We start from the raw sequence: 6,698 nt of genomic DNA on the forward strand, positions 1-6,698 counted from the left end.
CCTTCGAACCTCGGTGACAACACCCCCCGGATCATGACGACTGGGGGCATGAATCATGCCGAGGTCCTCAGGCCAGCGACCCCTTCTATCCTGACGGATGTTGAGGCTACTTAAAAGGTAACGGGGGAGCAGTGCCGAAGGTCACCGAAGAGCACAGACAGGCGATGCGCCTGCGGATTCAGGATGCGGCGTTGGCGTGCATCGCCCGCAAGGGGTTCAGCGGGACCTCAATGGCTGATATCGTCAAGGAGGCGGACCTCTCCGCCGGCGCTGTCTATGTCTACTATTCCTCGAAGGCCGAGCTCACGACCGACGTCGGGCGTCGCGTGATGGAGCAGCGTGTGGCAGAGCTTGAGGACTTCGGCGATGCCGCGGAGGTTCCGGCACCCCGGGAGGTGTTTCCGCCCCTGCTCGACTCCCTTCTCGACGACAACCCCCTCGCCCCGACCCTGCTTCAGATATGGGGCGAGTCCGCCCATGACAAGGAATTCGCGGAGATAGCAGGAGCGATCTTCGAATCTCTGTTGGGGTTCTTCACGGACTACCTCCGAGCCTATTTCCGGCGCTCGGCAGCCATGGACGGCGACGCTGCGGAGCTCAGGGCCCGTGAACTGGCTCCCGCCATCCTGGCGATGATGCAAGGCGCCGTCGTGCAGACCACGGTCTTCGGGCCGAGCGCGCGGGCATCTGTCGGCGCCGGGTTCAGGGCGATGCTCGCCCACCTCGAATGCAGTGCATCACCGGAATCCCTCGACCCCGGTCTGCGCTAGACGGAGTCGCCGTCGGCATCGACGGAGTGCACGCGGTCTTCGCGCATGCTCACCTTGTCCACCCCCGGCAGCTCGATGAGCTGCGGAACGAGGAGGTGCAGCGGTGGTTTGCCTTCGAACTTGCCGTCGATCTGGACCATCCGCACTCCGTTCTCGTCCTCGAAGCGCTTCGTGTCGACGATGGTGTTCGAGAATCCCATCGAGCTCGCCACCCCGAGGATGTCGCGCAGCACTCCGGATCCGTCTTTGTAGGTGATCCGCATCAGCTTCTTGTGGTCGCTGTCGGGGATGCGCCGGATGAGTGGGGCGATGACGAAGAGGGTGAACAGATGGAGAGCGGTGAGCATCGTGGCCAGTGACAGCATGCCGGCACCGCAGGCCATGCCCACGGCGGCGGTCACCCAGATCGTCGCGGCGGTGGTGAGGCCGCGCACCATGTTTCGACCCTTGAAGATCACCCCGGCACCGAGGAAGCCGATGCCCGAAACGATCTGCGCCGCGATCCTCGACGGGTCGAGCCGGATATCGTTTTCGAGCACTCCTGCGAACCCGTAGGCCGAGACCAGGGTGAATGCGCAGGTGCCGATGCCCACCAGCACATGCGTGCGGTAGCCGGCGCTCTTCTGCCGGAACTGCCGCTCGAATCCGATGAGGGAGCACAGGACGAAGCTCACCAGAAGGAACTCGGCTTCCTGCAGGCTCGTGGAGCCGAAGAAATCTGAGACACTCATCATTCACCTCACATTAGTCGGGTACGAACACGACCGACAGCCCGGGACTGTCGGTCGTGTCCGATGAGGCGCTCGTGGGCGGTCTCGAGCTCAGACGGTGGAGGGGATCATCCGCTCCTGCTCATCGGCCGCCTCGGAGGTGGGGCGTTTCAGGCCGTCACCCGCGGTCGGCGCGTGCGAGGGGCCGGGCTCGGGTGCTGCCTCGTCCTCGACGATCGAGCCCTGCACGGTCTCGGATTCCCACTCGCCTGGGTGCTGCCCCGACTCGAGCGCACGCTGGCGGCCCTCCTTGTTCCTCTCCCTTTCGCGTTCTAGGTGCAGGTTTCCGAAGTCATGCTCCGTGCGCGGCGGTTTGATGCCGTCGATGAGGAACACCAGAGCCAGGGATACGAGGCCCCAGAGGCCGAGGACCTGCAGATGCTCGGCGACGACGTCGCCGTCGAAGTAGAGGATCGAGCGGATCGTCTCAACCGACGCGGCCATCGGCAGGAAGTCGTGCAGGGTCGCGAAGAACGAGGGCACCATGTACTTCGAGAGAGCCCCGTTCGACGCGGGCACACCGGCGAACATGAGGGTGCCGATGACGGGGATGATGGCGAACATCCCGATCAGCCGTTCGAAGACCATCGCGAACATCGAGATGCACGGAATCGCGACGATTCCCGCACCCCACAGGGCCGCGAAGTGGCCGTCGACCGCGCCGGTGATCGGGCCGGCGATGAGAGCGACGACCAGTGACATGAAGGGGGCGTAGATGAGGATGATCGGGATCATCCGTTTGAGCGGGCGGGTCCAGGGGTTCGCGTTCGCGGCCACGATGATGACCATGAATCCGGCGAGGATCCACCCCATGGCCACATACATGACGACCACGCCGTTCTTGTCTCGGTCGGGCAGCGGCTTGACGTCGTCGACCGTGAGGTCCATGTCCTGCGCCGAGGCGACCTGCTCGAAGATCTGGTTGACCACCCGGAAGGACGCATTGTTCCCGGCCTGATTCGCGATCAGGCCGAATTCCGGAGTGTCCTCGGACGGCAGTACGAGAGCGGCGACGTCCTCCCGGTTCTCCACCAGGGCCCGTGCCTCCTCCTCGTCGGTGAGTGCGGTGAAGTCGAACATTCCCTCCATCTGCGCATTGAGCTCATCGATGGTGTCTTCAGCCTGCTCGGTCGACGAGCCGACCACGGCCACGGGCATGTCCTTCGGGGACGGGGAGTGCATCGCGCCGAGCATGAACGAGATCATCATGGTCACCATCGCCAGCGGGAAGATGATCAGTGAGATGTACCGGATGACCTTCGAATCGGGGCGACGTCCGCCGTGGATCGACGGGATGTTGACGTCGAGCGGTTCGGGATTCGGGTTGCGCCGGTGCGAGAGGAAGTCATAGCCCTTCGTCAGCAGGAGACCGACGACGGCTCCGATCGCGAGCACGAGCAGGTGTCCGGTGACTCCGCTGCCGTTGAAGTAGAGCACGGAGCGCAGCGACTCTCCGATCGCCGGCATCGGAAGGAACTCGTGGGTGAAGCGGAAGAACTTCGGCATCGTGTATACGGGCATCGCCATATTCGATGAGGGCATTCCGAGGACCATGAGGAAGAGGATGCCGAAGATCACACCCATGGCTCCGACGAGACGGGTGATGAACAGCTGCACGCAGGAGATCGCGAACACGCCCAACCAGGCGATGCCGAGCACCGCGACGGTGTCCTCGGCATCGACGACGTTGAGGATCGGGCAGGTCACCGTCCAGACGAGTCCGGCGATGAGGGCCGCCCAAGCGCCGAGGATCGGGACGATGCGCTTGAACTTGAGCAGCTCGGGGGAGTTCGACCGCAGCACGCTGAACGGCAGATAGCCGGCCATGACGATCGCGGTCATGAGGAACATTGCGGCCAGTCCGGATGGGTCGCTGTCCGGCAGCGGAGCGAGATCCTCGGTGCTCACCGTGAGTCCCTCATCCTGGAGGGCGGGCATGATGAGGTCGGTGACCAGCGTCGACTGCTGCATGCCTGCTCCGCTGGCCGTGTACAGGGTCGCCTTCTTGCCGTCGACGACGACGGCCGCCGAGGCGTCGCGATCGGAGACCATCTGGCGGGCCGTGAATGAGTCGTCGACGACGTCGACATCGAGAGCATCGGGTTCCGAGCCGTTGAGTGCGAACTTCACATCCGAGGCCTTCGAGGAGGACCCGGCCACGACGACCGGCATGTCGTCGGCGGTGGGGGAGTGCATGGTGCCGAGATAGCTCGTGATCATCATGCCCACGAAGATGAGCGGCATGATGAAGATCGCAAGTGTGCGGCCGATGAATTCGGCCTTGGCGCGCTTGGCCTCTGCCGTCGCGTCCTGATCCGACGCCGAGGCGGAGGGAGCGGCAGAGTCGTCGTTTCCAGACTCAGAGGGTTGAGCGGAACTCCGGTGCGAATCCTCGAGCGCGTCGAGTTCGCGAGCCTCTCGGCGCGTGCGCGGCGGTGGGGTGGTCACTGTCGTCCTCCTGATGTGTGGAAGTCGCGTGATCGCCGTCGACCACCTTGAACTCGACTAGTTTAAGACACGTGACTTAGAATTGTGAAATCGCCTCCCGTTTGCCACAGTGATGGCAGAACTCGCCGAGCCGGGTCCCTCCCTCGGCGGCGCACCGATTCCTTCGGAAGGGCGATTCGGCTGAGGGACGACGCTGATGAAGGACGGGTTGATGGGCAGGCAGAGTGACAGGGCACGCGAGGCGCTGCTCAATGCAGCCGAGGAGCTGTTTGCTCGGTACGGCATCGATGCGGTGTCGAATCGGCGGATCGTCGATTATGCTGGAGCCGCGAATCATTCGGCGATCGCCTATCACTTCGGCGGGCGCGACGGTCTGCTCGGTGCGCTCGTCACCCGCCACCTCGACGAGATGGCGGAGCGCAGGGACGCGCTCTTGGCCGAGCTGGGAGAATCGCCCGGAATCCGTGAATATGTTCAGTGCCGTCTGCGTCCGCTGTTCGAACTCCTTGACGATCAGCCCCGTCCGAGCTGGCGTGCGCAGTTCCTCTCCCAGCTGCGATCGGTGCCCTCGGCGGTCGATGTCGCGAAGGCGGTGATGGACGAGTTCGGCGTCCCCGATGACATCAGGTTCATCAACGGCGAGGTCGAGGGCATCCCGGAAGGCGTTCTGCGCGGACGCGCCTATCTGCTCGCGCACATGGTCATCGGCGTGTGTGCGGACCAGGAGGAGAAGATGGCCGAGGGATCTCACCAGGGCACCTGGGAGCAGGTCGGGCGCTTCCTCATCGATGCGGCTGCGGGCATGCTCGCCGCCCCCGTGACCGCCCCCGACGGGCTCGTCCGCTATCCTGCGAAGCCCTTGATCTGACCGGGACGAAGTTCGGCAGGAGCCCTCGGGTGACGGCTGTGCGATGCCTGCCGGTGACGCAGGTGGTCGTGGAGGCCCGCGCTCCAGGGGCGGTTTCCGATCAGAAGAGCGCTTCCTGCGGCGGGGGAGTCCAGCTCGCCGGTGAAATCGCGAGTCTTCTCCCGGGCGCGGATTGCGTCTCCTCGTGTCCGCGGGTCCCCGTCGTCTGTGGCTTCTGCGTCGCGGGATAGTCATCATCGCTCGACCCCCGCAGCCGGTAGTGGTCAATGAGTGGGTTGATGCGCTCGGCGAGCCACCGACGGTAGTCCTTCGACGCATAGGAGGACGTGGCGTACATGCGCCGGTAGCGGGGGAGGAGTTCGGGATGTTCGCGTTCGAGCCACTCGAAGAACCATTCGCGTGCGCCCGGCCGCAGGTGCAGTGCCCCGTAGACGACCCGGGCGGCACCGGCGTCTCGGATCGCTCTGAGCGCCGCGTCCAGATGGTCCAGCGAATCGGTGAGTTTGGGCATCACCGGCATGAGGAAGACGGTGACGTCGAATCCGAGTTCGGCTGCCGCCCTCACTGTAGCCAGCCGGGCGGCGGTCGTCGGGGTGCCCGGTTCGATCGTCTGCTGCAGCGCGTCGTTGTGGACGGCGAAGGACATGCTGATCTCCACGGGGACGTCTTCGGCGGCGCGGGACAGGAGCGGAAGGTCTCGGCGCAGCAGCGTGCCCTTGGTGAGGATCGACATCGGGGTGCCGTGCTCGGCCAGCCCGCTGATGATTCCGGGCATCAGACTGTATCGGCCCTCGGCGCGCTGGTACGGATCGGTGTTCGTGCCCAGAGCGACGAGTTCGCGGGTCCACTTCGGCTTCGCGAGTTCTGCGGTGAGCACCTCGGGGGCATTGATCTTGACGATGACCTGGCGGTCGAAGTCCGTCCCGGGGTCGAAATCGAGGTAGCGGTGGGTGTTGCGGGCAAAGCAGTACACGCAGGCGTGGGAGCACCCGCGATACGGATTCACCGTCCAGGCAAAAGGCATCGAGCTGGACTTCGGCACCTTGTTCAGAGCCGACTTCGCGAGCACCTCGTGGAAGGTGATGCCGGCGAACTCCGGTGTCCGCACGCTGCGCACGAGTCCTTTCACTCCGAACAGGTCGGGAGCACTCGGGCCAGCGTCATCGGTCAGTTCGTTCCACCTCATGGCCCAATTCGAACACGAGTTCGAATGAGCGTCAAGAGTGAGGCCCGGCGAGCGGCCCGGTGAGGCCGGTGCCGCAGGGGAGGTGTCAGGGAGTGCGCATGCCCTTGAAGGCGCTGCGGTGGAAGACCAGTGCCTCGGGGCCGTCCTCGTTGGAGGTGCCGAGGATCTCGAGCAGCGCGATGGTGTGGTCGCCGGCTTCGACTTCGTTGTAGAGGCGAGTCCAGAGGAATGCCGAACTGTCCGGGATCGTCAGCCCGCCGGCGGCGGTGACTTCGGGGTCGACCCCGGCGAATCGACGGCTGCGATCCTTCGAGGCCAGTTGCCGGGCCAAGGATTCCTGGTCCGTGCCGAGCAGTGAGATGCCCAGTTCCGGGGCGCGGCGCAGGGTGGGCCAGGTCGTCGAGGAGTTCTGCACGGCGATGCTGACCAGCGGGGGAGTCAGCGAGACGCCGACGGTCAGGGTGGAGGCGACGAGCCCGAGCGGGGTCCCGTCGACTTCGGCGCCGAGGAAGGCGACCCCCTGCGGGAAGTTGTGTGTGATCAACTTTAAGTAGGCCGGTTCAGCTCCAGAATCCAGCCAGTACAGCGGCTGGATTCCAGCCATAACAGCCCGTCTCTGCTTCTGTGCGCCACTCCCAGAAAACACAAAGTCATGG

General features: G+C 64.7%; 6 protein-coding genes. 2 read left to right on the forward strand and 4 right to left on the reverse strand.

What is annotated here, in order from left to right:
- Positions 1-131: 131 nt before the first annotated feature.
- Complete coding sequence (locus ACPUD7_RS17500; protein ID WP_425120620.1) at positions 132-770, forward strand: TetR/AcrR family transcriptional regulator; 639 nt, start codon at positions 132-134, stop codon at positions 768-770.
- On the opposite strand, the gene ACPUD7_RS17505 is transcribed toward ACPUD7_RS17500, so the two are convergent.
- On the reverse strand, positions 767-1,504 hold the full coding sequence (locus ACPUD7_RS17505) for an MgtC/SapB family protein (protein WP_425120621.1): 738 nt from the start codon (positions 1,502-1,504) through the stop codon (positions 767-769). The two genes, ACPUD7_RS17500 and ACPUD7_RS17505, sit on opposite strands and share 4 nt — an antisense overlap.
- Positions 1,505-1,591: 87 nt before the next feature.
- Positions 1,592-3,988, reverse strand: a complete 2,397-nt coding sequence (locus ACPUD7_RS17510) for an ABC transporter permease (RefSeq protein ID WP_425120622.1) — start codon at positions 3,986-3,988, stop codon at positions 1,592-1,594.
- Between the two features lie 211 nt (positions 3,989-4,199).
- Here ACPUD7_RS17510 and ACPUD7_RS17515 point away from each other — a divergent pair, with 211 nt between their 5' ends.
- Complete coding sequence (locus ACPUD7_RS17515; protein WP_425120623.1) at positions 4,200-4,856, forward strand: TetR/AcrR family transcriptional regulator; 657 nt, start codon at positions 4,200-4,202, stop codon at positions 4,854-4,856.
- 100 nt (positions 4,857-4,956) lie between these two features.
- Here the strand turns inward: ACPUD7_RS17515 and ACPUD7_RS17520 are convergent, their stop codons facing one another.
- Positions 4,957-6,042, reverse strand: coding sequence for an Rv2578c family radical SAM protein (locus ACPUD7_RS17520; RefSeq protein WP_425120624.1), 1,086 nt, complete (start codon positions 6,040-6,042; stop codon positions 4,957-4,959).
- A gap of 85 nt (positions 6,043-6,127) precedes the next feature.
- Positions 6,128-6,586, reverse strand: a complete 459-nt coding sequence (locus ACPUD7_RS17525) for a flavin reductase family protein (RefSeq protein WP_425120625.1) — start codon at positions 6,584-6,586, stop codon at positions 6,128-6,130.
- Positions 6,587-6,698 lie beyond the last annotated feature (112 nt).

This window comes from Brevibacterium sp. FAM 24630, from assembly GCF_049804075.1.
GTDB lineage: Bacteria > Actinomycetota > Actinomycetes > Actinomycetales > Brevibacteriaceae > Brevibacterium.